The sequence below is a fragment of the Streptomyces sp. NBC_00236 genome, from assembly GCF_036195045.1.
Classification (GTDB): domain Bacteria; phylum Actinomycetota; class Actinomycetes; order Streptomycetales; family Streptomycetaceae; genus Streptomyces.
Genome location: NZ_CP108100.1, coordinates 6,254,453 through 6,278,258, shown reverse-complemented (window position 1 = coordinate 6,278,258; position 23,806 = coordinate 6,254,453). Strand labels below are relative to the sequence as shown.

General features: G+C 70.7%; 22 protein-coding genes. 6 read left to right on the top strand and 16 right to left on the bottom strand.

Annotation, left to right across the window (positions count from 1 at the left end):
* Positions 1-112: 112 nt before the first annotated feature.
* Positions 113-1,552 (bottom strand): gamma-aminobutyraldehyde dehydrogenase, encoded by a 1,440-nt coding sequence (locus tag OG446_RS28205; protein ID WP_328896637.1) that lies wholly within the window; start codon positions 1,550-1,552, stop codon positions 113-115.
* A 163-nt stretch (positions 1,553-1,715) separates the two neighbouring features.
* Between OG446_RS28205 and OG446_RS28200 the strand changes: the two genes are divergently transcribed.
* From OG446_RS28200 to OG446_RS28180, 5 genes are all read left to right on the top strand, one after another.
* The gene (locus OG446_RS28200; protein ID WP_328896636.1) at positions 1,716-2,222 is read left to right on the top strand and encodes an Lrp/AsnC family transcriptional regulator; all 507 of its coding nucleotides are present in this window, start codon (positions 1,716-1,718) and stop codon (positions 2,220-2,222) included.
* Positions 2,207-3,586, top strand: a complete 1,380-nt coding sequence (locus tag OG446_RS28195; RefSeq protein ID WP_328896635.1) for an aspartate aminotransferase family protein — start codon at positions 2,207-2,209, stop codon at positions 3,584-3,586. Before OG446_RS28200 ends, OG446_RS28195 begins: the two co-directional genes overlap by 16 nt.
* A gap of 255 nt (positions 3,587-3,841) precedes the next feature.
* Positions 3,842-4,579 (top strand): ABC transporter ATP-binding protein, encoded by a 738-nt coding sequence (locus tag OG446_RS28190; protein WP_328896634.1) that lies wholly within the window; start codon positions 3,842-3,844, stop codon positions 4,577-4,579.
* The gene (locus OG446_RS28185) at positions 4,561-5,745 is read left to right on the top strand and encodes a hypothetical protein (protein ID WP_328896633.1); all 1,185 of its coding nucleotides are present in this window, start codon (positions 4,561-4,563) and stop codon (positions 5,743-5,745) included. Before OG446_RS28190 ends, OG446_RS28185 begins: the two co-directional genes overlap by 19 nt.
* A 48-nt stretch (positions 5,746-5,793) precedes the next feature.
* Positions 5,794-6,915 (top strand): LOG family protein, encoded by a 1,122-nt coding sequence (locus OG446_RS28180; RefSeq protein ID WP_328896632.1) that lies wholly within the window; start codon positions 5,794-5,796, stop codon positions 6,913-6,915.
* A gap of 13 nt (positions 6,916-6,928) precedes the next feature.
* On the opposite strand, the gene OG446_RS28175 is transcribed toward OG446_RS28180, so the two are convergent.
* From OG446_RS28175 to rpsB, 9 genes are all read right to left on the bottom strand, one after another.
* A complete protein-coding gene (locus OG446_RS28175) occupies positions 6,929-7,954 on the bottom strand; it encodes an ABC transporter ATP-binding protein (RefSeq protein ID WP_328896631.1) in 1,026 nt (341 codons plus the stop codon).
* Between the two features lie 2 nt (positions 7,955-7,956).
* Positions 7,957-9,570 (bottom strand): ABC transporter permease, encoded by a 1,614-nt coding sequence (locus tag OG446_RS28170; RefSeq protein ID WP_328898438.1) that lies wholly within the window; start codon positions 9,568-9,570, stop codon positions 7,957-7,959.
* Positions 9,571-9,656: 86 nt separating this feature from the next.
* Complete coding sequence (locus OG446_RS28165; RefSeq protein ID WP_328896630.1) at positions 9,657-10,760, bottom strand: thiamine ABC transporter substrate-binding protein; 1,104 nt, start codon at positions 10,758-10,760, stop codon at positions 9,657-9,659.
* Positions 10,761-11,011: 251 nt separating this feature from the next.
* A complete protein-coding gene (gene rlmN / locus OG446_RS28160; protein WP_326657604.1) occupies positions 11,012-12,118 on the bottom strand; it encodes a 23S rRNA (adenine(2503)-C(2))-methyltransferase RlmN in 1,107 nt (368 codons plus the stop codon).
* Positions 12,119-12,222: 104 nt separating this feature from the next.
* The gene (locus tag OG446_RS28155) at positions 12,223-13,308 is read right to left on the bottom strand and encodes a phosphatidate cytidylyltransferase (protein ID WP_328896629.1); all 1,086 of its coding nucleotides are present in this window, start codon (positions 13,306-13,308) and stop codon (positions 12,223-12,225) included.
* The gene (gene frr / locus OG446_RS28150) at positions 13,308-13,865 is read right to left on the bottom strand and encodes a ribosome recycling factor (RefSeq protein WP_024488459.1); all 558 of its coding nucleotides are present in this window, start codon (positions 13,863-13,865) and stop codon (positions 13,308-13,310) included. The genes OG446_RS28155 and frr overlap by 1 nt, the downstream gene beginning before the upstream one ends.
* Before the next feature lie 170 nt (positions 13,866-14,035).
* The gene (pyrH, locus tag OG446_RS28145; protein ID WP_148021169.1) at positions 14,036-14,812 is read right to left on the bottom strand and encodes a UMP kinase; all 777 of its coding nucleotides are present in this window, start codon (positions 14,810-14,812) and stop codon (positions 14,036-14,038) included.
* 158 nt (positions 14,813-14,970) lie between these two features.
* Positions 14,971-15,807, bottom strand: coding sequence for a translation elongation factor Ts (gene tsf, locus OG446_RS28140; protein ID WP_328896628.1), 837 nt, complete (start codon positions 15,805-15,807; stop codon positions 14,971-14,973).
* A gap of 99 nt (positions 15,808-15,906) precedes the next feature.
* Positions 15,907-16,842, bottom strand: coding sequence for a 30S ribosomal protein S2 (rpsB, locus tag OG446_RS28135; protein WP_328896627.1), 936 nt, complete (start codon positions 16,840-16,842; stop codon positions 15,907-15,909).
* 550 nt (positions 16,843-17,392) lie between these two features.
* Here rpsB and OG446_RS28130 point away from each other — a divergent pair.
* On the top strand, positions 17,393-18,019 hold the full coding sequence (locus OG446_RS28130) for a M23 family metallopeptidase (RefSeq protein ID WP_328896626.1): 627 nt from the start codon (positions 17,393-17,395) through the stop codon (positions 18,017-18,019).
* Between the two features lie 50 nt (positions 18,020-18,069).
* Here the strand turns inward: OG446_RS28130 and OG446_RS28125 are convergent, their stop codons facing one another.
* The 6 genes from OG446_RS28125 to OG446_RS28100 form a co-directional block, all read right to left on the bottom strand.
* Complete coding sequence (locus OG446_RS28125; RefSeq protein ID WP_328898437.1) at positions 18,070-18,645, bottom strand: TetR/AcrR family transcriptional regulator; 576 nt, start codon at positions 18,643-18,645, stop codon at positions 18,070-18,072.
* A 304-nt stretch (positions 18,646-18,949) separates the two neighbouring features.
* On the bottom strand, positions 18,950-19,786 hold the full coding sequence (whiG, locus tag OG446_RS28120) for an RNA polymerase sigma factor WhiG (RefSeq protein ID WP_328896625.1): 837 nt from the start codon (positions 19,784-19,786) through the stop codon (positions 18,950-18,952).
* Positions 19,787-20,076: 290 nt separating this feature from the next.
* The gene (gene dprA, locus OG446_RS28115) at positions 20,077-21,261 is read right to left on the bottom strand and encodes a DNA-processing protein DprA (protein WP_328896624.1); all 1,185 of its coding nucleotides are present in this window, start codon (positions 21,259-21,261) and stop codon (positions 20,077-20,079) included.
* 107 nt (positions 21,262-21,368) lie between these two features.
* Positions 21,369-22,994, bottom strand: coding sequence for a YifB family Mg chelatase-like AAA ATPase (locus OG446_RS28110; protein WP_328896623.1), 1,626 nt, complete (start codon positions 22,992-22,994; stop codon positions 21,369-21,371).
* The gene (locus OG446_RS28105) at positions 22,994-23,353 is read right to left on the bottom strand and encodes a YraN family protein (RefSeq protein ID WP_328896622.1); all 360 of its coding nucleotides are present in this window, start codon (positions 23,351-23,353) and stop codon (positions 22,994-22,996) included. Before OG446_RS28105 ends, OG446_RS28110 begins: the two co-directional genes overlap by 1 nt.
* Before the next feature lie 84 nt (positions 23,354-23,437).
* Entirely contained in the window at positions 23,438-23,746 is a 309-nt protein-coding gene (locus tag OG446_RS28100; RefSeq protein ID WP_003965949.1) for a DUF2469 domain-containing protein, read from the bottom strand.
* Between the last annotated feature and the right edge of the window lie 60 nt (positions 23,747-23,806).

Below are 23,806 nucleotides of genomic sequence, written 5' to 3'. Positions count from 1 at the left end.
CGCCGCGCACAGCCTGTCGAGGGGTCAGGCGCGGCGGGTGCGGGGTACGGACACGGCCCCGGGCGCTCGCACTGTGCGCCCGGGGCCGTGTCCGTGACGGATGCCGTGAAGGTCAGCCGTCGAGCGAGGTCATGACGTGCTTGATGCGGGTGTAGTCCTCGAAGCCGTAGGCGGAGAGGTCCTTGCCGTAGCCGGACTTCTTGAACCCGCCGTGCGGCATCTCGGCGACGAGCGGGATGTGGGTGTTGATCCACACGCAGCCGAAGTCGAGGTTCTTGGACATCCGCATGGCGCGGCCGTGGTCCTTCGTCCACACCGAGGAGGCCAGCGCGTAGTCGACGCCGTTCGCCCACTCCAGGGCCTGGGCCTCGTCCGTGAAGGACTGGACGGTGATGACCGGGCCGAAGACCTCGTTCTGGATGATCTCGTCGTCCTGCTTGAGCCCGGAAACGACGGTGGGCGCGTAGAAGTAGCCCTTCTCGCCGACCCGGTGACCGCCTGCCTCGACCTTGGCGTGGGCGGGGAGCCGCTCGATGAAGCCGCTGACCTGGGCGAGCTGGTTGGCGTTGTTGAGCGGTCCGTAGAGCACGTCCTCGTCGTCCGGCTGCCCGGTCTTCGTGTCGGCGGCGGCCTTGGCCAGCGCGGTGACGAACTCGTCGTGGATCGACTCGTGGACGAGCACGCGGGTCGCCGCCGTGCAGTCCTGCCCGGCGTTGAAGTAGCCCGCGACCGAGATGTCCTCCACGGCCTTGGCGAGGTCGGTGTCCTCGAAGACGACGACGGGGGCCTTGCCGCCGAGCTCCAGGTGGACCCGCTTGACGTCCTTGGCGGCGGACTCGGCGACCTGCATGCCGGCCCGGACCGAACCGGTGATGGAGGCCATGGCCGGGGTCCGGTGCTCGACCATCGCACGGCCGGTGTCGCGGTCGCCGCAGATGACGTTGAAGACGCCCTTCGGCAGGATCTGCCCGATGATCTCGGCGATCAGCACGGTGGACGCCGGGGTGGTGTCGGACGGCTTGATGACCACGGTGTTGCCCGCGGCGAGCGCCGGGGCGAACTTCCACACGGCCATCATCATCGGGTAGTTCCACGGCGCGACCTGCGCGCAGACACCGACCGGCTCGCGGCGGACGATGGAGGTCAGACCCTCCATGTACTCACCGGCCGAGCGGCCCTCCAGCAGCCGGGCCGCGCCCGCGAAGAAGCGGATCTGGTCCACCATCGGCGGGAGCTCTTCGGTGCGGGTCAGCCCGATCGGCTTGCCGGTGTTCTCGGACTCGGCCGCGATGAGGTCCTCGGCACGCTCCTCGAAGGCGTCCGCGATCTTCAGCAGGGCGCGCTGGCGCTCGGCGGGCGTGGCGTCGCGCCACGCGGGGAAGGCGGCAGCGGCGGCGTCCATCGCGGCATCGACGTCGGCCTCGCCGGACAGCGGGGAGGTCGCGTAGACCTCCTCCGTCACCGGGTTGACCACATCGATGGTCCGCCCGTCGGCAGCGTCCCGGAACTCGCCGTTGATGTAGTTGCGCAGACGGCGCACCTCGGTGGTCACAACCACCCCTCCTGTCGACACGTCCAATGGGTGAGACACCCAGCCTAGTCGCATGGGTAACGGTTTCGACATACCCAACCGCCGCGAACTTCGGATTCAGTGTGATCCGAGCCCCTCCACAACGAATTTCATCGATTGAGGGTTGCGAGACAGACGAGTCCCGGTGCAGAGTGGCCCCGTGGCCAGTCGCAGCGCAGACTCCAGGACCGGGAACGGATCGTCCCCAGCGGTCGATGCCGTGTCCCTCGCAATCATCGAGCAGCTCCAGGAGGACGGACGCCGTCCGTACGCCGCGATCGGCAAGGCCGTCGGCCTCTCCGAGGCGGCCGTGCGGCAGCGCGTCCAGAAGCTGCTCGACCAGGGCGTGATGCAGATCGTCGCCGTCACCGACCCGCTCACCGTGGGGTTCCGGCGGCAGGCGATGGTGGGGATCAACGTCGAGGGTGACCTCGACCCCGTCGCGGAGGCCCTGTCGGCCATGACCGAATGCGAGTACGTGGTGATGACCGCGGGCTCCTTCGACCTGATGGTGGAGATCGTCTGCGAGGACGACGACCACCTGCTGGAGACGATCAACAAACGCATCCGGGCCATTCCCGGTGTGCGCTCCACCGAGAGCTTCGTCTACCTCAAGCTCAAGAAGCAGACCTATATGTGGGGAACCCGATAGCCGTGAGCAAGGACCTCAGCCGGACCGCGTACGACCACCTGTGGATGCACTTCACCCGCATGTCGGACTACGAGAACGCGCCCGTTCCCACCATCGTGCGTGGCGAGGGCACCTACATCTACGACGACCAGGGCAAGCGCTACCTCGACGGCCTGTCGGGCCTGTTCGTCGTCAACGCCGGCCACGGCCGTCACGAGCTCGCCGAGGCCGCGTACAAGCAGGCGCAGGAGCTGGCCTTCTTCCCGGTGTGGTCCTACGCCCACCCGAAGGCCGTCGAGCTGGCCGAGCGCCTCGCGGACTACGCCCCGGGCGACCTCAACAAGGTCTTCTTCACCACCGGTGGCGGCGAGGCCGTCGAGACCGCCTGGAAGCTGGCCAAGCAGTACTTCAAGCTCAAGGGCAAGCCGACCAAGTACAAGGTCATCTCGCGTGCGGTCGCCTATCACGGCACCCCGCAGGGCGCCCTGTCCATCACCGGCCTGCCGGCCCTCAAGGCCCCCTTCGAGCCGCTGGTCCCCGGCGCGCACAAGGTGCCGAACACCAACATCTACCGCGCCCCTCTCTTCGGCGACGACCCGGAGGCCTTCGGCCGCTGGGCCGCCGACCAGATCGAGCAGGAGATCCTCTTCGAGGGCGCGGACACCGTCGCGGCCGTCTTCCTGGAGCCCGTGCAGAACGCGGGCGGCTGCTTCCCGCCCCCGCCCGGCTACTTCCAGCGCGTGCGCGAGATCTGCGACAAGTACGACGTGCTGCTCGTCTCCGACGAGGTCATCTGCGCCTTCGGCCGCCTCGGCACGATGTTCGCCTGCGACAAGTTCGGCTACGTGCCGGACATGATCACCTGTGCCAAGGGCATGACCTCGGGCTACTCCCCGATCGGTGCCTGCATCATCTCGGACAAGCTCGCCGAGCCGTTCTACGAGGGCGACAACACCTTCCTGCACGGCTACACCTTCGGCGGCCACCCGGTGTCCGCGGCGGTCGGCCTCGCCAACCTCGACATCTTCGAGCGCGAGGGCCTCAACCAGCACGTCCTCGACAACGAGAACGCCTTCTTCACGACGCTCCAGAAGCTGCACGACCTGCCGATCGTCGGCGACGTCCGCGGCAACGGCTTCTTCTACGGCATCGAACTGGTGAAGGACAAGGTCACCAAGGAGACCTTCACCGACGAGGAGACCGAGCGCGTCCTGTACGGCTTCCTCTCCAAGGCGCTGTACGAGAACGGCCTGTACTGCCGGGCCGACGACCGCGGCGACCCGGTCGTCCAGCTCGCCCCGCCGCTGATCTCCGACCAGTCCACGTTCGACGAGATCGAGGGCATCCTGCGGTCCGTCCTGACGGAGGCCTGGACGAAGCTCTGACCGATAGCCCGGACGGCCCAACGGCCGACACCGGCTTGACCACCGCTTGACCGTCCCCCGACGGCCCTCCAGCGGTCATTTCATACGGCCCACGCGGCCCGGATGCGCCCATTCGAGTGGGAAGAAGCGCACCCGGGCCGCGTGCTGTGCGCACACCGCGGTCCGAATCCTTACGGTGCCGAGTGACCGATCGGCCCCGCCTTCGTTCCCCCGTACGGGGGAACGGGATATCTGATCTGAACCGAGGTGTACGCCATGGTGGCCCCGCCGGACAACGACGTGATCTGGGCGCGTTCCCTGCAGCACTCCCACAACGGCTCACCCGCGCTCGGCGGGGTCTCCCTGGGTATCCGCGACGGTGAGATCCTCGCGGTGACCGGCCCGCGCGGCAGCGGCAAGACGACCCTGCTGCACTGCCTCTCCGGCCAGCTCGTGCCCCAGCAGGGCGAGGTGTGGTTCAACAGCGTCCCCGTCCACACCATGGGCCCCCGGCTGCGCGAACGGCTGCGCCGCGACAAGTTCGGCTGGATCGCCCCCGAACCCCAGCTCGTCCCGGAACTGAACACCTGGGAGAACACCGCCCTGCCGCTGATGCTGCGCGGCACCGGGCACCGGGAGGCCAAGAAGGCCGCCATGGAGTGGCTGGAACGTCTCGACATCGGCATGTGCGCGCGGAAGCGGCCGCACACCCTCCAGCAGAGCCAGCGGCAGCGGATCTCGGTGGCCCGCGCACTGGCCGCCGCACCCTCGGTGATCTTCGCCGACGAGCCGACCGCCACGCTGCACCGCACCGACCGTGCCCACGTCCTGCGCACCCTCACCAGCGCGGCCCGCTCGCACGGCATCACGGTGGTGCTCGCCACGCACGACGCGGAGATCGCCGCGCTCGCCGACCGTGTGGTGCCGCTGCTGGACGGACGCCGGGTCGCCACGGCCGCCCTGCCCGCCGTGACCGATACGGAGGGCCGCGCGGCGTGCTCGCTCTCCGTCTAGCCCGCGGTTCCCACCCACTGGTCCTGATGCGGCGCCTGCTCGTCGCGGCCGCCTCCGCAGGGGTCGGCTTCCTCCTGCTGTGCACCCTCGGCTACGCCTCCGGGCATCCGGCGCACTCCGCCGGTTCCGTACTGCGGCTGCTGTGGTGCTTCGTACCGCTGGCCGCCACCGTGCAGTTCGCGGTCGCGGTGGCGCGTACCGACCCCAGCACCCGCCCGCGCGCCGGACTGTCCGCCGTCGGCCTCGGGCCGGTGCGGCTCAGCGTGCTCGCCGCGGTCTCCACCGCCGTCTCGTGCACCCTCGGCTCGATGGTGGCGCTGCTCTTCTTCCTCCACCTGCGCGGCGACCTGTCCGGGCTGCCGTTCGACGGCGCCGCGGCCGGCCTCCTGGGCGCCGAGGCACCGCTGCCCCTGGCCGCCGCCCTCGTCCTGCTGACGCTGGTGCCCGCAGCCGCCGCGACGGCGAGCGCGATGGCGCTGCGCACCGCCCCACCGCGGGCCACGGGCGCGCCGGAGGACGCCGACGACCTGCTGCCCGAGGAGCAGATCCCGGCGCCGGCGGCGCCGCCCGCAGGGCTGCCCTGGGGTGTCGCCCTGACCGCCGCCGGACTCGCCGTCGAGGCGTACGCGAACCGCGGTTCGACCGGCAGCCCCTTCCCGCTCCCCGGCAAGCTCGACTCCGCACCCGCCTGGGTCCTGGTGGGATGGACCCTGACCGCGATCGGTCTCGCCACGGCGGGCCCGGGACTGACCTACCTGTGCGGACGGCTGCTCCAGGCGGTGCGTCCGGGAGCCGTACGCCTGCTGGCGGGCCGCGTCCTGATGAACGAGGCGCGCCGGATCGGCCGGCCGCTGGGAGTCGTCTGCGCGGTCCTCTCCGCGGTCGTCGCCGCGTTCGCGCTGTACGGGACGGGGCCGCGCCCCTTCGGCCCGCTCACCGCACTCGGCGCCGTACTCGTCATCGGCTGCACCACCGCGACGCTGCTGACCTCCGCGCTGGAGGCGAAGCAGGCCCGCGCCGAGACGGCCCGGGCGCTGCTGCGGCTCGGCGCCCCGGCCTCGGCGCTGCGCGCGGCGACGGCGCTGCGCGCGGCCGCCCTCCTTCTCGTGTTCGCCCCGCTGACCTGGGCGATCGCCGAGCTGGCCGCACTGCCGCTGACCGCCTGATCGGTTCCGGCCGGGGCGTGTTCCCCGGCCGGTCCGTAGCATGGCGGTGTGCAGAACCCGCGAGAGAGCATCCCCGCGCCCGGCGTCGAGATCGAGACGCTCGCCGAGTTCGACGCGGCGGTCGCGGCCGGCCCGCTGACCGGACACCGCGTCCAGTCCGTCGACCTGACCGGGCGCAGCGCGGCGCTGCTGACCACCGACACCTCCGGCGCCGTCTTCCTCGGCTGTCGGATGGAGCCCGGGGCCGCCGAGAAGGTACGGGCCGACGGCGCGTTCGTCTTCCCTCCGGTACCCGGTCTCCCCTTCGACCCGTACCGCGGCCTGTTGTACTCCCCCGGCGCCCTCTACGACGGGCTCGCGCAGGGCGGTTACGAGGCCACGCCCGACGCCCGCGCCTACCGCTGGTTCTGCCGCACCCGCTCGGACGGGGACGCCTTCGCCTCGATGCTGCGAGCGCTCCACGACGACGCGGTCTCCGACGCGCTGGACGAACTCCTCGTCGGGGAACGGGTCGTCGGCGTGATGGGCGGCCACGCGACACCCCGCGGCAGTGCCCCGTACACGGCCGCGGCCCGCCTCGGCAGGACCCTGGCCCGCAGCGGCCTGACGGTGGCCACCGGCGGCGGCCCGGGCGCGATGGAGGCGGCGAACCTCGGCGCCTACGCGGCCCCGCACCCCGACGCGATGCTGGACAAGGCCTGCGAACTCCTGGGCACGGTCCCCTCGTTCACCCCCTCGGTCACCGACTGGGCGCTGGCGGCATTCGCCGTGCGGGAGCAGTGGCCGGGCGGCGGCGGGTCCGTGTCGATCCCCACCTGGTTCTACGGCCACGAGCCGCCGAACCCGTTCGCGGGCCACATCGCCAAGTACTTCGCCAACGCCCTGCGCGAGGACGGTCTGCTGGCCCGCTCGACCGCGGGAGTCGTCTTCCTGCCGGGCGCGGCCGGCACCGTCCAGGAGATCTTCGACAGCACCACCCCGAACTACTACGGGTCCCGCGGCGAGCCGTCCCCGATGGTGCTGGTCGGCCGTGACCACTGGACGCGTGAGCTGCCCGCCTGGCCGCTGCTCCGGGCCCTCGCGGCGGGCCGGCCGATGGAGTCGCGCATCGCGCTCGTGGACACGGTCGAGGAGGCGCCGGGGGCGCTTGCGCGGCTTTCGGCGGCTTAGAACCCGCGCCGCGTCACCGCACAGCGGGCAGCACGACGCTCTCCGCCGCTGCGAAGGTGACGCCGACCTGTGCGCCCTCGTCCGGAGTGCCGTTCAGCGCGCACGCCGCGTCCAGGACGGGGCCGCGCTCCGGGTGCAGTTTCACCGCGACGTGGTTGCCGCGGAAGGTGCGCGCGCCCACGGTGCAGCGCAGACCGTCCTGCGGGCCGCCGATGAGGACCCCGGCCGGCCGGACCAGTAGATCGCAGGCCCCCTGCGGCGATCCGGCCGGCACCGGCACCTTGCCCCAGTCGGTAGCCGCGACCTCACCGGTGACCGTCGCGTCCACCACGTTGTCGAAGCCGAGGAACCGGGCGACGAAGGCGGACGCGGGGCGCTGCCAGACCTCCAGGGGGGTGCCCACCTGGGCGATGCGTCCGTCCCGCATCACGACGACGCGGTCGGCGAGCGCGAAGGCCTCGCCCTGGTCGTGGGTGACGGCGAGCACCGTCGTCCCCAGACGGCCGAAGAGCGTGCGCAGTTCGACGACGAGGCGTTCGCGCAGACTGCGGTCCAGCTGGCCCAGGGGCTCGTCCAGCATGAGCAGTTTGGGGCGGGGGGCCAGGGCCCGGGCGAGGGCGACGCGCTGTTGTTCCCCTCCCGAGAGCGCGGCGACGGCGCGCCGTTCGGCGCCGGGCAGGCCCACCAGGTCGAGGAGTTCGGCCACCCTGCGGTCCTGCTCGGTGCGCTTCACACCGTGCATCCGCAGCCCGAAGGCGACGTTGGCGCCGACGTCGCGGTGCGGGAAGAGCTGGTGGTCCTGGAACATCAGGCCGAGGCCGCGCCGGTGCACCGGAACGCCGTCCTGGTCCGCGCCGTCGAGCAACACCCGTCCGCCGTCGGCCTGCTGGAGTCCGGCGACGATCCGCAGCAGCGTGGACTTCCCGCTGCCGCTGGGCCCGAGAACGCAGACGATCTCGTGTTCCGCGACCTCCAGGTCCACGGCATCGAGCGCCGCGCGGTCGCCGAAGCGCACGGTGGCCGATTCGAGTGTCAGCATCCCTAGAACTCCCCGGATCGGTCGGTGCGGATACGTTCGAGCAGCAGCAGCGAGACCGCGCACACGAGCATCAGAATGGTGCTGAGGGCCATCGCCTGGCCGTAGTTGAGCTCCCCGGACCGGCCCAGCAACCGGGAGACGGCCACCGGGAGCGTCGGGTTGTCGGGCCGTGCGATGAAGACCGTGGCGCCGAACTCGCCGAGCGACACGGCGAACGCGAAGCCCGCCGCGACCAGCAGCGCCCGGCGCACCAGCGGCAGGTCCACCTCCCGCCAGGCCCGCCACGGCGAGGCACCGAGCACCGCGGCCGCCTCGCGCAGCCGTTCGTCCACCGCTCGCAGGACCGGCAGCATGGTGCGTACCACGAAGGGCACCCCGACCAGGGCCTGCGCGAGCGGCACCAGGATCCAGGAGGTGCGCAGATCCAGCGGCGGTTCGTCGAGGGTGATCAGGAAGCCGAAGCCGACGGTGACGGCGGAGACGCCGAGCGGCAGCATCAGCAGCGCGTCGAACCCCCGGACGAGCCGGCCCGCCTTCCTGGTCAGGGCCGCCGCGGCCAGCCCCCCGACGACCAGGGCGATCAGGGTGGCGACCAGGGCGTAACGCAGCGAGTTCCCGATCGCCTCGATGGGGGCGACCAGGAACGTACCGCTGTTCGCCTCTGCCGATCCGAGCGCACGATAGAAGGCGAATCCGTGCCCGCCGGACACGTCGAGCGACCGCTCCACCAGGACGGCGAGCGGCAGCAGGATCAGCGCCAGCACGGTCAGCAGTACCCCGCCGAGCAGCGCCCACTGCCCCGTGCCGCGCGGCCGACGGGCCGTCTGTGCCGGGTCGACGAGCTTCAGCGCGGTCTCCCGGCGCCGCACGGTCCACGCGTGCACGGCGAGGACGGCGCCGACCGCGACGAACTGCACCAGGGTCAGCACGGCGGCGGTGGGCAGGTCGAGCAGCTGTGCGGTCTGCCGGTAGATCTCCACCTCCAGCGTGGAGAAGCCGGGGCCGCCGAGGATCTGGACGACGCCGAAGGAGGTGAAGGTGAAGAGGAAGACCATCAGCGCGGCAGCGGCCACGGCGGGACCGAGCGCGGGAAGGGTGACCCGGCGCCAGGCGGCGAACCGTCCGGCACCCAGGACCCGCGCGGCCTCCTCCTGCCGGGGGTCGAGCTGCGACCAGAGTCCGCCGACGGTGCGCACGACGACCGCGTAGTTGAAGAAGACATGGGCGAGCAGGATCGCCCACACCGTGGTGTCGAGCCGTACGCCCCACAGCTCGTCGAGAAAGCCACCACGGCCGAGCAGCGCGAGGAACGCGGTGCCGACCACGACGGTCGGCAGCACGAACGGCACGGTGACGACAGCCCGCAGCAGTTGCTTGCCGGGGAAGTCGAACCGGGCGAAGACGTACGCGCCGGGCAGCGCGATCAACAGGGTCAAGGCGGTCGAGGCGAGGGCCTGCCAGAGCGTGAACCAGAGGACGTGCTGGATGTCCGGCCGGCTCAGCACCTCGCCGAACCGCCCGAACTGCCACCCGCCGTCGGCCTTGAGCCCTCGTCCGACGATCGCGACGACGGGGTAGGCGAAGAACAGCGCGAAGAACGCGACGGGCACCGCCATCAGGCCGAGCCGCACCGCTCCCCCGTGCAGCGACCGGGCGCGCGCGGACCTCCCGCGCGCGCCCGGTCCGCGTACGGGAGTCTTCGCTACTTCACTACGAGCGAGGACCATGACTGGACCCACTGCTCACGGTTCTTGGCGATCTCGTCAGGGGCGACGGTCGTCGGCTTGTCGACCGTGGCACCGAACTTCGTGAAGAGGTCCGGCACCTTCGCGCCCTTGGTGACCGGGCTGACGAACATGTTGAGCGGCATGTCCTCCTGGAACTTCTTGCCGATCAGGAAGTCCAGCAGGGCCTTGCCGCCCGCCTCGTTCTTCGCTCCGTCGAGCAGGCCGGCGAACTCGATCTGGCGGAAGCACGTCCCGGTGGCGACGCCGGTGGGGGCGGTCTTCGGCTGCGGGTCCGCGTACAGCACCTCGACGGGCGGGCTGGAGGCGTAACTGACGACGAGCGGCCGGTCCGCCTTGGCCTTCTTGCCGCCGGCGGAGCCGGAGAACTCCTCGTTGTACGCCTGCTCCCAGCCGTCGACGACCTTGACGCCGTTGCTCTTCAGCTTCTTCCAGTAGTCCTGGTAGCCGTCCTCGCCGTAGGTGGCCACGGTGCCGAGGAGGAAGCCGAGGCCGGGCGAGGAGGTCGCCGCGTTCTCGGTGACGAGGAGGTCCTTGTACGCGGGCTTCGCCAGGTCGTCGAAGGTCTTCGGCGGCGCGAGCTTCTTGTCGGCGAAGTACTTCTTGTCGTAGTTGATGCAGATGTCGCCGGTGTCGACCGGGGTGACCCGGTGCTTTTCGGCGTCCAGCTGGACATCGGCCGCGACCTGGTCGAGACCCTTGGCCTCGTACGGCGTGAACAGGCCGTTGTCGAGAGCGCGGGAGAGCAGGGTGTTGTCGACGCCGAAGAACACGTCGCCGCGCGGCGAACCCTTGGTCAGGATCTCCTGGTTGAGGGCGGCGCCGGCGTCACCGCTCTTCAGTACCTTGACGGTGTAGCCGGTCTCCGCGGTGAACGCCTTCAGCACGTCCTTGGAGGCGTTGAAGGAGTCGTGGCTGACGAGGGTGACCGTCTTGGAGCCGGAGTTCCCGGTGGGTCCGGAGCCGGACGCCGAGTCCTCGGAGCTTCCGCAGCCGGCCAGCGCGGTGGCGCCGAGTGCGGCGGCCACGGCCGTCACCGCGATCTTCTTGGTGGTGCTCATGTGATTCCTCCTGGAGTGACCAGGAAGAGACGCGGCCCTGCCCGCCCCGGTGGAAACCGGAAGCGGGCAGGGCGCAACAGCTTGAGTAAGGTCCGAACTTCCTACCCGGAATGACCCGGGCGAGGTTCAGAGGGTCTGCGGCCAACCTGTCCTTGGTGCCGCACTCTCAGCGCTGTGGCGCTCCCCTGTCGGAATATGAAGTTGATTTCGAGCCCAGGCTACACGGCCGGTTTCGGCCGTGCGTGAGGCCCTCAGCGCTCGGATGCCGCCAGCTGCCCGCAGGCCCCGTCGATCTCCTGGCCGCGGGTGTCCCGGACGGTGACCGGCACCCCGTGAGCGGCGATCGCCTCGACGAACGCCTTCTCGTCCTCGGGCCGCGAGGCGGTCCACTTCGAGCCGGGAGTCGGGTTCAGCGGGATCAGGTTGACGTGGACCCGCTTGCCCTTGAGCAGCCGGCCGAGCCGGTCGCCCCGCCAGGCCTGGTCGTTGATGTCGCGGATCAGCGCGTACTCGATGGAGATGCGACGACCGGACTTCTCCGCGTACTCCCACGCGGCGTCCAGCACCTCGCGGACCTTCCAGCGGGTGTTCACCGGCACGAGGGTGTCACGCAGCTCGTCGTCCGGGGCGTGCAGCGAGACGGCGAGACGGCACTTGAAGCCCTCGTCGGCGAACCGGAGCATCGCGGGCACGAGGCCGACGGTGGAGACCGTGATCCCCCGCTGCGAGAGCCCGAGACCGTCGGGCTCGGGGTCGGTCAGCCGACGGATCGCGCCGACCACACGGTTGTAGTTGGCGAGCGGCTCGCCCATACCCATGAAGACGATGTTGGACAGCCGGGCAGGCCCGCCCGGAACGTCACCGTCGCGCAGGGCCCGCATGCCGTCGACGATCTGGTGGACGATCTCGGCAGTGGACAGATTGCGGTCGAGGCCCGCCTGTCCGGTGGCGCAGAACGGACAGTTCATGCCGCACCCGGCCTGCGAGGAGATGCACATCGTGACGCGCTCGGGATAGCGCATCAGAACGGACTCGACCAGCGTCCCGTCGTGCAGCTTCCAGAGCGTCTTGCGCGTGGTGTCGTCGTCGCAGCTGATGTGACGGACCACGGACATCAGATCGGGGAACATCGCCTCGGCGAGCTTGTCCCTCGATCCGGCCGGGATGTTGGTCCACTCCGCCGGTTCGTGCGCGTACCGCGTGAAGTAGTGCTGCGAGAGCTGCTGGGCGCGGAACGGCTTCTCGCCGATCGCGGCGACGGCTTCCTTGCGCTCGGCGGGCGTGAGGTCGGCGAGGTGCCGCGGGGGCTTCTTGGCTCCGCGGGGCGCGACGAAAGTGAGTTCTCCGGGCTTAGGCATGGTTCTTCCAGTGTCGCAGACAGAACAGCGAGGGCCCGCCGCCCTGTGGACAACGGACCCTCACTCATAAAAACGCAGGTCAGAATGGGTGACCCACAAGCTTCTCAGCCGGAGCCGACGAAAATCACCATCAGCAGCCAGACGACCGGTGCGGTCGGCAGCAGGGAGTCCAGCCGGTCCATGATCCCGCCGTGCCCGGGGAGGAGCGTGCCCATGTCCTTGATCCCGAGGTCACGCTTGATCATGGACTCGCCCAGGTCGCCGAGGGTGGCGCTGGCGGCGACCGCGAGGCCGAGCAGCAGGCCCTGCCACCACGTGCCGTCGTCGATCAGGAACTGCATGCACAGCGCACCGGCCACCATCGCGAAGGCCACGGCTCCGAAGAGGCCCTCGCGGGTCTTTCCGGGGCTGATGCGCGGAGCGAGCTTGTGCTTGCCGAAGCGCCAGCCGACGGCGTACGCCCCCGTGTCGCTGACCACGGTCAGCAGCAGGAAGGTCAGGACCCGCTGCGGCCCGTCGTCGGCGGTCAGGAGCATGGCGACGAAGGTGGCCAGGAACGGCACGTAGAACGCGGCGAAGACACCGGCCGTGACGTCCTTGAGGTAGTCCTCCGGCGGCTCGGTCATCCGCCAGACGAGCACCGCCAGGGCGGTCAGCGCCATGGCGATCCAGGCACCCTCCGCACCCCGCGCGTAACCGGCCACGACCATGGCCGCGCCACCGATCGCGAGCGGCACGAGGGGCGCCTTGATGCCCTTGCGCTCCTCCAGCCGCGAGGTGAGCTCCCACAGGCCCACGACGACGGCCACGACGATCACGCCGACGAAGACGGCCTTGACGATGAAGAGCGAGGCGACGACGACGGCACCGAGCCCCACGCCGACCCCTATGGCGGCTCCCAGATCACGGCCCGCACGTTTCTTCTGCGGGGGTGGTGGCGCGGTGGACATGGGCTCCTGCGGCTTCTCGTCGCGGAACAGGGGGCCGCCGCTCAGGCGTCCGGCCCCCTGGTTCCGGTCATCACGGTCGTCAGCGTCTCTACCTGCGTCGGGAACGTCCGGCACGATGGGCATGGGCCGAGTCTGCTGGGCGTCATGCACATCGTATGCAGGACCCGCCGGAGCGGCCCGCATCTCGGGCGCAGCCCGATGACCGACGCCCTGCGGGACGCCCCAGGAGGAGTCGTTCATCAGACTTCGAGCAGCTCGGCTTCCTTGTGCTTCAGCAGCTCGTCCACCTGCGCGACGTACTTCGCGGTGGTGTCGTCGAGCTCCTTCTCGGCGCGGCGGACCTCGTCCTCGCCGGACTCCTTGTCCTTGACCAGCTTGTCCAGGGTCTCCTTCGCCTTGCGGCGGACGGCCCGGATCGAGATCTTGGAGTCCTCGGCCTTCGTCTTCGCGACCTTGATGTAGTCGCGACGGCGCTCTTCGGTGAGGTCCGGGAAGTTCACCCGGATGATATTGCCGTCGTTGCTCGGGTTGACGCCGAGGTCCGAGTCGCGAATGGCCTGTTCGATGTTGCGCAGCGCGGTCTTGTCGAACGGCGTCACGACGGCCATACGGGGCTCGGGCACCGAGAACGAGGCGAGCTGGTTGATCGGGGTCAGCGCACCGTAGTAGTCGGCGACGATCTTGTTGAACATCGCCGGGTGCGCACGGCCGGTACGGATCGCGGCGAAGTCCTCTTTCGCGACCACGACGGCCTTCTCCATCTTCTCCTCGGCCTCGAGGAGGGTTTCTTCGATCACCACGTGCTCCTGCGTGTCTTGAGTGGGCCCGGCGTGCTCGGGCCCTGCGGGTCCTGCGTCGCGTCCTCACCTGCACGGTGTCCGACCGGCAGGCCGTTGTCCATCCTTCGGGGGCGCCCCCTGCGCCCCCGGGACCCCACCGGGTCGCCCCGGTACGGTCCCCCCGGTTGTCAGGCCCGGGTGCCCTGGTCACTCACGAGCGTGCCGATCTTCTCACTCTTGACGGCGCGGGCGATATTGCCCGCGGTGGTCAGCTCGAAGACGAGGATCGGCAGCTGGTTGTCGCGGCAGAGCGTGATGGCGGTGGCGTCGGCGACCTTGAGATCGCGGGCGAGCACCTCGCTGTACTCCAGCGCGTCGAACTTCACCGCGCCGGGGTTGGTCTTCGGGTCGGAGTCGTAGACCCCGTCCACGCCGTTCTTCCCCATCAGCAGTGCCTCGGCGTCGATCTCCAGGGCGCGCTGTGCCGCGGTGGTGTCGGTGGAGAAGTACGGCATGCCCATGCCGGCGCCGAAGATGACGACGCGGCCCTTCTCCAGGTGCCGTACCGCGCGCAGCGGAATGTAAGGCTCCGCGACCTGGCCCATGGTGATGGCCGTCTGGACGCGGGAGTCGATGCCCTCCTTCTCCAGGAAGTCCTGGAGAGCGAGGCAGTTCATGACGGTGCCGAGCATGCCCATGTAGTCGGACCGGGCCCGGTCCATGCCGCGCTGCTGGAGCTCGGCACCGCGGAAGAAGTTGCCGCCGCCGATGACGATCGCGATTTCCGCACCGTCGCGGACGACGGCCGCGATCTCGCGGGCGATGGCGTGCACGACGTCGGGGTCGACACCGAGACCCCCGCCGCCGGCGAACGCCTCTCCGGACAGCTTCAGCATGAAGCGTCCGCGCACCTTGCCGTCGTCGCGCTTGTGGTCACCTGTTGCGGCGTCCGCGCCCTTGTTCATGGAGATTCTCCTCGTGCACATACGAAGAAGGCCATTGCCGGTGGGTCTGGTGTCCCTCAGCGGCAATGGCCTCCTCGTCAGATCTGCGGTCGTACGGCGGTGTGCGGCCGTCGACTGCACCAGACCCTATCGGGGTCCACCGTTTTTCGCGGACGGACTCAGATGCCGACCTTGATGCGCGAGAAGCGCTTCAGGGTGACACCGGCCTCGTCCAGGACCTTCTGGACGGACTTCTTGTTGTCCAGCGCGTACGGCTGGCCGAGGAGGGTGGCCTCCTTGAAGAAGCCGTTGACGCGACCCTCGACGATCTTCGGGAGCGCGGCCTCGGGCTTGCCCTCGGCGCGCGTGGTCTCCTCGGCGACGCGGCGCTCGGCCTCGACGACCTCGGCCGGAACGTCCTCGCGGGACAGGTACTTCGGCGCGAAGGCGGCGATGTGCTGGGCAATGCCCTTCGCCAGGTCGGCGTCGGCCTTGTCCAGCTCGACCATGACACCGATCTGCGGCGGCAGGTCGGGCATGGTGCGGTGCATGTACACGGAGACGAAGGCACCCTGGAACTGCGCGAAGCGGTCCAGGACGATCTTCTCGCCAAGGTTGGCGTTGGCCTCGTCCACGTACGCCTGGACGGTCTTGCCGGGCTCGATCTCGGAGGCGAGGAGCGCCTCGATGTCGGCCGGGGAGGTCGCGGCGACGTGAGCGGCGAGCGTGTTGGCGACGGCCTGGAACTTGTCACCCTTGGCGACGAAGTCGGTCTCGCACTTCAGCTCGAGCAGAACGCCGGACGTCTTGTCCTCGGAGACGACGGAGACGACCGCGCCGTTCTCGGCAGAACGGCCTTCGCGCTTGGCGACGCCCTTCTGGCCCTTGATACGGAGGGCTTCGACGGCTCCGTCGACGTTGCCGTCGGCCTCGTCGAGCGCCTTCTTGCAGTCCATCATGCCGGCGCCGGTGAGCTCACGGAGCTTCTTGACGTCAGCGGCGGTGTAGTTCGCCATGAGTCTGTATTTCTCTCTCGAAGTCTGAAAGATCTACGGGTGAACGGCGGGGGCGGTGCCTGTGGCACCGACCCCCGCCGTCTTCAGCCGTGACGGGTGTCAGGCCTGCTCGGCGTCCGCGGCCGGAGCCTCGGCAGCGGGGGCCTCAGCCGCAGGGGCCTCGGCGGCAGCGGCGGCCTCGGCGGGAGCCTCAGCGGCCTCCGCGTCGGCGACCTTCTCGGTCTCGGCGGAGGTCTGGACCTCGGCGTCAGCCTTCTTGTCGCCCTCGAGCAGGTCGCGCTCCCACTCGGCGAGCGGCTCGCCGGCGGCCTTCTCGCCCGGCTTCGAGTCGCCGGTCGCAGCGCCGGAGCGGGCGATGAGGCCCTCGGCGACGGCGTCGGCGATCACGCGGGTGAGCAGGGTGACGGAGCGGATCGCGTCGTCGTTGCCCGGAATCTTGTAGTCGACCTCGTCGGGGTCACAGTTGGTGTCGAGGATCGCGACGACCGGGATGTGGAGCTTGCGCGCCTCACCGACGGCGATGTGCTCCTTCTTGGTGTCGACGATCCAGACGGCGCTCGGCACCTTCTGCATCTCGCGGATACCACCGAGGGTCTTCTCCAGCTTGGCCTTCTCGCGGGAGAGAACCAGGAGCTCCTTCTTGGTGAGGCCGGAGGCGGCCACGTCCTCGAAGTCGATGAGCTCGAGCTCCTTCAGACGCTGAAGGCGCTTGTAGACGGTGGAGAAGTTGGTGAGCATGCCACCGAGCCAACGCTGGTTGACGTACGGCATGCCGACGCGCGTCGCCTGCTCGGCGATGGCCTCCTGGGCCTGCTTCTTCGTACCCACGAACATGATGGAGCCGCCGTGGGCGACGGTCTCCTTGACGAACTCGTAGGCGCGGTCGATGTACGACAGCGACTGGAGCAGGTCGATGATGTAGATGCCGTTGCGCTCCGTGAAGATGAAGCGCTTCATCTTCGGGTTCCAACGACGGGTCTGGTGACCGAAGTGGACGCCGCTTTCCAGCAGCTCCCGCATCGTGACGACGGCCATGGCCGTACTCCTTGAGGTGCTCGGTTATCGCGACCGCAGGTTTGCTGTCGCGCCTGACGCCCCGACGCGCCGTGCCACGAAGGACCGAGGAGCGCGGCCACCTCCGCAGAGAAGGAGGTGGCGGGGCGTGCGAAGTCGACCCGGTGACCCGGATCGCCAGAAGAAGTGTACGGGACCCGCCGGGTGCCGGGTGACGGCGCTGTCCACAACCGGCCGGTAGTCCACAGATCCACTCCATGATCCCCGCGGATCCCCGGGGCGGGGGACGGTGGACGGCATGAGATTCACATCGGAACGTCGTTGTCAGCGGATCCGGTCCGGTCGCCGTCCTGCCGCGCGCCGCGGTGTGCCGGACGGCGGGAGCGGGCGGCGGGCCGGCAGCTCCGGGCGGCGGGGCCGCGCCTCCGGGTGGTCGGCCCGCACTTCCGGGCGGGCCCGTGTTTCCGGGTGGTCGGCCCGCACTTCCGGGCCGCGGGGCCGCGCCTCCGGATGGTCGGCCCGCACTTCCGGGCGGCGGGCCCGTGTTTCCGGACGGACGGCCGGCCGCGCGGTGACGGCCGTCTCGGGTCTGCTGCTCGTGGGACTGCTCGCGATGGGATGCGGCGGGCTGTACGCCCGGGCGGCGCAGCGGCCACCACCGAGCCCGCTGGGGGATGCGGATGAGGTGGTGACTCCGGGTGCGGCGGAGGGACGTGCAGCCGCCCCGGTGGATCCGGCCGGTGGGCGGAGCTGGCCGCTGGAGGGCAGACCCCAGGTCGTACGGGGGTGGGAGCCGCCGGCCACCGAGTACGGGCGCGGACACCGCGGAGTGGACCTCGGCGCCGGACCGGGCGCACGGGTCCTCGCGGCTGCGGCGGGCCGGGTGTCCTTCGCGGGCGGCGTGGCGGGGCGTGGAGTGGTCGTGATCGAACTGGCCGGGACGGGCGATCCGCCGCTGCGGACCACCTACGAGCCGGTGCGCCCGTTGGTCGCGAAGGGCGACGAGGTCGCGGCGGGGCAGGTGGTGGCGATCATGTCGGCCGGGGCGTCCCACTGCGCGTCCGGCTGTCTGCACTGGGGCCTGCGGCGTGCGGAGGCGTATCTGGACCCGCTGTCTCTGCTGCCGCCGTCCCTGCTGCGACGCGGGCCCTCGCGGCTGCTGCCGGTGTGGGGCGTGCCCGCACCCGGTCCCCCGTAGGCCTTGACGACGACAGGAAGCACTCTGCCCGGCCCGTGCGGCGCGGGCGGTCAGCCCTGGTCGTCGCGGATGCCGCGGACGCCGTTCAGGACCATCGCGACGGCGGTGTCCGCGATCACGGCCGGTTCCTCCGCCACGCTCAGCTCGATGCGCCGGACCGCCGCGTCCACGGAGCCCTGGAGCAGCATGGCCGCCAGCCGGGGCTCCTCGTGTCCGAGATCGCCGAGCGCCTCCACGATCATGGTGATCAGACCACCGTGTGCCGCCCGGATCTTCTCGCGCGCACCCGCGTCCAGTTCGCTCGCGGAGATCGCGACGACGGCCCGGTGGCGACGGTCCCCGACGAGGCCGAGCTGACTCCGGACGTACGCCTCGATCTTGTCCTCGGGCGTCCCCGCCCGCTCCATCGCGCTCTCGACCTCCGCCGCCCACACGGGGAAGTCGACGGCGCAGAGCTCCTCGACGACGGCGGCGCGGGAACGGAAGTACTCGTAGACGGAGGACCGTGCGAGGCCCGTGCGTTCGGCGAGGGCGGGGAAGGTCAAGGCCTCCGTGCCGCCCTCGGACAGCAGGGAGCGCGCTGCGTCCAGGAGGGCGCCGCGCTGCATGGTCCGGTGCTCGGCCACGGAGGCCGCTCGAATCCTGGGCACACGACCACTCTACGGCGGCCGGTGTCGGAGAGGGTGCGGGCGGCCCTGATCGGTTGGCCGAAGCGTCCCTGCCGGGCCACCCACGGCCCGTTCACGCCACTCGGACCCCTCCGGAGTCCGCCCGGCGCCTGTTCGCCTCTGCCCGGTGCCGGTTCGCGTCTGCCCGGTGCCCGGCCCGTTCGCCTTGGCCCGGTGCCTGTCCGCCTATGCCCTACGCCTGTTCACCTCTGCCCGGTGCCCGGTGCCCGCCCGGTGCGGGGTCCGGGTCCCGTACGCCGTCTCAGCGGCCGGCGTCGGCCAGCTTCGCGCGCAGTTGCAGCACCGACTTGGTGTGGATCTGACTGACCCTGCTCTCGGTGACCCCGAGAACGTTGCCGATCTCGGCGAGGGTGAGGCCCTCGTAGTAGTAGAGCGTCACGACCGTCTTCTCACGGTCCGGGAGGGTGTTGATCGCGCGGGCGAGAAGCCTTCTGAGCTCACGGTCCTCGGCCACTTCCACCGGGTTGTCGGCGGCTGTGTCCTCCAGCGTGTCCATCAGGCTCAGCCGGTCACCGCCCTCACCGCCCACATGGAGCAGCTCCTCCAGCGCGACGACGTTGGCGAGCGACAACTGGCTGAAAACCGCGTGCAGTTCCTCCAGCGCGATGCCCATCTCGGCGGCGACCTCCGTCTCCGAGGGCGTGCGTCTGAGCTGTGCCTCCAGGGTGGCGTAGGCGCGCTCCACCGCGCGCGCCTTCTGGCGTACGGAGCGCGGGATCCAGTCCAGCGCCCGCAGTTCGTCGATCATCGCGCCCCGGATGCGGGTGATCGCGTACGTCTCGAACTTGATCGCGCGCTCGATGTCGAACTTCTCGATCGCGTCGATCAGCCCGAAGACGCCCGAGGAGACGAAGTCCGCCTGCTCGACGTTGGACGGCAGACCCACACTCACCCGGCCCGCGACGTACTTCACCAGGGGTGAGTAGTGCAGGATCAGCTGTTCCCGCAACCGCCCGTCGCCCGTGGTCTTGTACGAACGCCACAACTCGTCGAGCGAGGAGGGAGCGGGCGGGCGCACAGTGCCACGCGCAGCCGGTGGTACTGCCGCGCGGTCAGACCCGGAGGTGTGCTGGGGCATGTGGTGCCTTGAGCCGTTCTGCCGTGAAGTGCTGGGGGACTTGCGTCTGGGCCGGAATCCTTGTGAGCGTAGCGTGACTGAAGTGTCGCGGTCCGCGCAGGATAGGGGATCGGTGCTGTGCGCTTCCCGGCGAACGGACATGGGGCGGGGCGTGGCGGCGGACACGACTGCGCACCTGAGCGAGGACATGACGGACGTCCGGGGCCGCCGCGTCACGCGCCGGCCCCGGAAGCGCCACCGAAGGATCCACCGAGGTCATCGGGATCACCTTTTCACCCGAATGCCCCAGGTCAAGAACCGCCTCGCCGCGCGTCGCCATTGCATGTGGGCCGCTTCGTCAACCTCCATCCGTCGCCTTCGCGTTCGACGAACCCCAGTGAGTGCAGTTCGTACAGTTTGCCGAGCGCCTCGTCCTCACTCGTCGCCGCCGCTCGCGCCACCTCCCGCCCGTTGACGGAGCCGTGGGCCGGCAGTGCGTCAAGCACCCTGCCGCAGACGGGATCCAGGTGGTCGCGGGGCAGCATCGGACCACGCCTCGGTGGAGCCAGATCCCCGATGTCACCCACCATCTCGGCGACTTCCGCGGCATCCGTCACCAGCACGCCCTCGCCTCGCAGGAGTTCGTGGACACCTGCCGACAGGCCGCTGGTGGCGGGACCCGGCACTCCCATCGTGTGACGGCCGAGCCGTTGCGCGCATCGGGCCGTGACCAGTGAACCGCTGCGGTACTCGGCCTCGACGACGACGGTGCCCCGCGTCAACGCGGCGATCACCCGGTTCCGAAGGATGAATCTGCTGCGGGTGGGGTGATCGGCCGGTGGCAGTTCACCGAGGACGAGTCCTTGTTCGACGATGCGTCCGATCAGTTCGGCGTGACCGCGGGGGTAGGCGACGTCCACCCCGCAGGCCAGCACCGCCATCGTCGCGCCGCCGGCTGCCAGGGCGCCCCGGTGAGCCGCCCCGTCGACGCCGAAGGCCGCGCCCGAGACGACCACCCACCCCCGCTCCGCGAGCCCGGCGCCGAGGGCCGTCGCCATGTGGGCCCCGTACGGTGTGCAGGCGCGAGCCCCGACGACGGCGACCGAGCGCAGCGCCCACAGCCTCAGATCGGGCTTTCCCCGCACCCAGAGCCCCGTCGGCCGGGCGTCGCCCAGGTCGTCCAGCTGGCTCGGCCACTCGCGGTCACCGGGGCAGACGAAGCGTCCGCCGGCCGCGGCCGCCGCCGCCAGGTCCCGCTCGGGCTCGGCCGTCCGGGCCCGCAATCGGTATCCGGCCAGCCGTCTCGCCGTCATCCCGGTCAGTTGCTCGGCCGAACCGTCCGGGGTGGTGATCCGCCGCATCAGCTCCGTACCACCGCATTCCCGCAGCCAGCGCCCACCGCGCACGTCACCCGGCTCCAGGACCCGGGTCAGCGCCGCCCGGGCCAGCCGTTCCCGCTCGCCCGCCCCGTCGCGGCCAGCCGTGCGACCGTGCATCCGCCGGTCATCGGGCGCCCGCCGGTCATCGGGCATCCGCCCTCGCGGCCCGCCCGAGCCGCCCGCTCCCCCGGCGGCGTCCGGGCAGTTCCCCGTCCCCTGCCCCGTCATGACGCCCCCGCGCCCATCGGGGCCCCGCGCGGGATCCCGGTGCGCAGTTCCAGGGCCACCCCGATGTCCGAGGCGTCCGGGCGGTCGGCTCCGCGCAGATCCGCCACCGTCCACGCCACCCGCAGCACCCGGTCGAGACCGCGCGCCGTGAGCATGCCCCGCTCCATGTCCCGCTCGGCCGCCATCAGCGCGCCCGGTGCCGCGGCCAGCCGGGTCCGCAGCTCATGCCCCGGCACCTCACTGTTCGTGGTCCACGGGGTGCCGGCCAGCCGCTCCGCGGTCCGCGCCCGGGCCCTGATCACCCGGGCGGCGACCGTCTCCGTCGACTCGCCCCGGCCACCGCGGCCCATCAGGTCCTCGCGTCTGACCGGGTCGACGGTCACCCGCAGGTCCACCCGGTCGAGCAGCGGCCCGGAGAGCCTGGCCTGGTACCGGCGGACCGCCGAGGGCGGGCATTCGCACCCGGCCCCGCTCAGGGTGTGCCGCCCGCACGGGCAGGGGTTCGCGGCGAGCATCATCAGGAACCGGGCCGGCAGCCGCACCACACCGGCGCTGCGGGCCACCACCACGTGCCCCGACTCCAGCGGCTGGCGCAGCGCGTCCAGCGCCCTCACCGAGAACTCCGGCGCCTCGTCCAGAAAGAGAATCCCGCGATGCGCCAGCGAGACCGCACCGGGCCGCGGCAGTCCGTTGCCGCCGCCGACCAGCGACTGCATGGTCGCCGAGTGGTGCGGGGCGCAGTAGGGCGGCCGGGAGACCAGTGGTTCGCCCGGCGGCAGGATGCCGGCCACCGAATGCACCGCGGTCACCTCAAGGGATTCCTGCCTGGTCAGCGGCGGCAGGATGGCGGGCAGCCGCTCGGCCAGCATGGTCTTGCCCGCGCCCGGCGGTCCTGACAGCAGGAGGTGGTGGCCGCCCGCCGCGGCGACCTCCAGGGCCATGCGCGGCCGCTCCTGGCCCGCGACGTCCGCCAGATCCGGCCGGCTTCCCTCGCCCTGCGCCGAGCCCCGGGCGATCCCCGTTCCCATGCCGGCACCCGGCACCATCAGACCGGCCAGCATCGTGTCGGGGCGGCCCTCGTCGTGGGCGGCCGTCTCCTCGGGCACCGGCTCGTCACAGAGCACGGCGATCAGCTGCCGCAGGCTCCGGACCCCGAGCACGGAGACCCCGGGGACCAGTGCGGCCTCGCCTGCGGTCTGCTCGGGCACGACCACCTGCCGGTATCCGGCCTCCGCCGCGGCCAGGACGGCGGGCAGCACCCCGCGCACGGGCCGCACCCTGCCGTCCAGCCCCAGCTCCCCGATCATCACCACGTCGGCGATCGACGCGGGATCGATCCGTTCGGCGGCACCGAGCACCGCGCACGCGACAGCGAGATCGAATCCCGAGCCCCCCTTGGGTACCGAGGCCGGCGACAGTCCCACCGTGAGCTTCTTCTGCGGCCACTCCGCCCCGGAGTTGACCACGGCCGCCCTGACCCGGTCCCGGCTCTCCACCAGGCTCTTGTCCGGCAGCCCCACCAGGGTGAACGCGGCAACCCCGGCCTCCAGGTCCGCCTGGACCTCCACCACCACGCCCTCGACACCGACGAGGGCGACCGAGCAGGCCCGCGCGAACGCCATCAGGCCACCCCCCGCGCGTGCTCGGCCAGCGGCGCACCGCGCCTGGGCAGCACCACACCGACCAGGTCGATCCGCACCCCACCGGGCGGCGGGCCGCCGCGCCCGGCCAGCCAGATCCCGGCCAGCCGCCGCAGGCGTTCCGCCTTGACCGGTGTGACCGCGGCCATCGGGTGCTCGAAGGCCCCCGCCCTGCGGGTCTTCACCTCGCAGATGACGAGCGCGTCACCGTCCTTAGCGACGATGTCGATCTCACCGGCGCGACAGCGCCAGTTCCGTTCCAGTACGGACATGCCGGCATCGGTCAGCAACCGTGCCGCCACATCCTCGCCGTACCGCCCGAGTGCCCCCCGTGCGTTCATATCGGCACCACCTCCGGCACCGACTGTGACGCGTCCGCCCCCAACTAGTGGATCTTGGTGGACAACTCGGCCGTTGTGGAGAACTCAGCCACCCGGAAGCTCGAGATCGCTCTTGTTGAGCTCCTCGATGTTGACGTCCTTGAACGTCAGGACCCGTACCTGCTTGACGAAACGTGCGGGCCGGTACATGTCCCAGACCCAGGCATCCGCCATGGACACCTCGAAGAACACCTCGCCCTGGACCGAGTGCACCTGCATCTCGTAGTCGTTGGTGAGGTAGAAGCGCCGTTCGGTCTCGATCACATATTTGAACAGACCGACGACATCGCGGTACTCCCGGTAGAGCTTCAGCTCCATCTCGGTCTCGTACTTCTCGAGGTCCTCGGCGCTCATTGGCATGTTCCCCTTCAGCCGTGCGTTCCCCCATTGTGCGCCAGGGCCCGGTACCCCGGT

What these genes read in the sequence shown, in the direction of transcription:
- OG446_RS28190 (WP_328896634.1), top strand. Translation starts at nt 3,842, where the DNA reads ATGGTGGCCCCGCCGGACAACGACGTGATCTGGGCGCGTTCCCTGCAG.
- tsf (WP_328896628.1), bottom strand. Translation starts at nt 15,807, where the DNA reads ATGGCGAACTACACCGCCGCTGACGTCAAGAAGCTCCGTGAGCTCACC.
- OG446_RS28155 (WP_328896629.1), bottom strand. Translation starts at nt 13,308, where the DNA reads ATGAACGACTCCTCCTGGGGCGTCCCGCAGGGCGTCGGTCATCGGGCT.
- rpsB (WP_328896627.1), bottom strand. Translation starts at nt 16,842, where the DNA reads ATGGCCGTCGTCACGATGCGGGAGCTGCTGGAAAGCGGCGTCCACTTC.
- pyrH (WP_148021169.1), bottom strand. Translation starts at nt 14,812, where the DNA reads ATGAACAAGGGCGCGGACGCCGCAACAGGTGACCACAAGCGCGACGAC.
- OG446_RS28110 (WP_328896623.1), bottom strand. Translation starts at nt 22,994, where the DNA reads ATGGCGTTCGCGCGGGCCTGCTCGGTCGCCCTCGTCGGTGTCGAGGGC.
- rlmN (WP_326657604.1), bottom strand. Translation starts at nt 12,118, where the DNA reads ATGCCTAAGCCCGGAGAACTCACTTTCGTCGCGCCCCGCGGAGCCAAG.
- OG446_RS28105 (WP_328896622.1), bottom strand. Translation starts at nt 23,353, where the DNA reads ATGAACGCACGGGGGGCACTCGGGCGGTACGGCGAGGATGTGGCGGCA.
- OG446_RS28100 (WP_003965949.1), bottom strand. Translation starts at nt 23,746, where the DNA reads ATGAGCGCCGAGGACCTCGAGAAGTACGAGACCGAGATGGAGCTGAAG.
- OG446_RS28175 (WP_328896631.1), bottom strand. Translation starts at nt 7,954, where the DNA reads ATGCTGACACTCGAATCGGCCACCGTGCGCTTCGGCGACCGCGCGGCG.
- OG446_RS28170 (WP_328898438.1), bottom strand. Translation starts at nt 9,570, where the DNA reads ATGGCGGTGCCCGTCGCGTTCTTCGCGCTGTTCTTCGCCTACCCCGTC.
- whiG (WP_328896625.1), bottom strand. Translation starts at nt 19,786, where the DNA reads ATGCCCCAGCACACCTCCGGGTCTGACCGCGCGGCAGTACCACCGGCT.
- dprA (WP_328896624.1), bottom strand. Translation starts at nt 21,261, where the DNA reads ATGCACGGTCGCACGGCTGGCCGCGACGGGGCGGGCGAGCGGGAACGG.
- OG446_RS28165 (WP_328896630.1), bottom strand. Translation starts at nt 10,760, where the DNA reads ATGAGCACCACCAAGAAGATCGCGGTGACGGCCGTGGCCGCCGCACTC.